Origin of the sequence: Streptomyces sp. NPDC001816, from assembly GCF_042892235.1 — a bacterium.
Lineage (GTDB): Bacteria > Actinomycetota > Actinomycetes > Streptomycetales > Streptomycetaceae > Streptomyces.
On the sequence record NZ_JBIATY010000042.1, the window covers coordinates 1 to 1,222 of the forward strand.

The window sequence follows — 1,222 nt, forward strand, 5'->3', positions numbered from 1 at the left end:
GAGGAGTACCTGGACTCGGAGAAGTACCAGCTCAAACCCCGCGACTGGGACGCCGCCGCACGCGAGGGCCGCACCCTCGCCCCCCTCATCACCAAGCTCAACGACATCAGGCGCCGCAATCCCGCTCTGCGGCAGCTGCGCGACCTCCACTTCCACCAGGCCGACAAGGACGAGGTGATCGCCTACTCGAAGCGGAGCGGATCGAACACGGTTCTGGTGGTCGCCAACCTCGACCCCCACCACACCCAGGAGGCCACGGTCTCGTTGGACATGCCGCAACTCGGCCTGGACTGGCACGAGTCGGTGCCGGTGCGCGACGAGCTCACCGGCGAGACCTATCACTGGGGCAGGGCCAACTATGTGCGACTCGAACCGGGCCACAGGCCCGCGCATGTCTTCTCGGTTCTGCGACCGTCCACCCCGCAGATCGGAGGGTCACCCACAATATGATCGTCAACGAGCCCGTCCCGGACACCTTCGAGGACACTCCCGCCAAGGACCGGGACCCGGAGTGGTTCAAACGCGCCGTCTTCTACGAGGTACTCGTCCGCTCCTTCCAGGACAGCAACGGTGACGGCGTCGGCGACCTCAAGGGCCTGACCGCCAAGCTCGACTACCTGCAGTGGCTCGGCGTGGATTGCCTCTGGCTGCCGCCGTTCTTCAAGTCACCCCTGCGGGACGGCGGTTACGACGTCTCCGACTACACCGCCGTACTCCCCGAATTCGGTGACCTGGCCGACTTCGTGGAGTTCGTGGACGCCGCCCACCAGCGCGGCATGCGCGTCATCATCGACTTCGTCATGAACCACACCAGCGACCAGCACCCGTGGTTCCAGGAGTCGAGGCGGGATCCGGACGGTCCGTACGGCGACTACTACGTCTGGGCCGACGACGACAAGCAGTTCCAGGGCGCCCGGATCATCTTCGTCGACACCGAGGCCTCCAACTGGACGTACGACCCCGTACGCAAGCAGTACTACTGGCACCGCTTCTTCTCGCACCAGCCGGACCTCAACTACGAGAACCCGGCGGTGCAGGAGGAGATGATCTCCGCGCTGAAGTTCTGGCTGGACCTCGGTATCGACGGGTTCCGCCTGGACGCCGTGCCGTACCTGTACCAGCAGGAAGGCACGAACTGCGAGAACCTGCCGGCGACCCACGAGTTCCTCAAGCGGGTGCGCAAGGAGATCGACGCCCAGTACCCGGACACGGTGCTGCTGGC

1 protein-coding gene and 1 pseudogene are annotated in these 1,222 nt (G+C 65.3%); both read left to right on the forward strand.

The features are described 5' to 3' along the window. Positions 1–450: pseudogene (locus tag ACFYZZ_RS45390) on the forward strand (alpha-1,4-glucan--maltose-1-phosphate maltosyltransferase); the annotation flags it as partial. Continuing rightward, a partial coding sequence (locus tag ACFYZZ_RS45395) for an alpha-amylase family glycosyl hydrolase (RefSeq protein ID WP_389189978.1) occupies positions 447–1,222 on the forward strand: 776 nt, incomplete at its 3' end. The pseudogene ACFYZZ_RS45390 and the gene ACFYZZ_RS45395, both read left to right, overlap by 4 nt.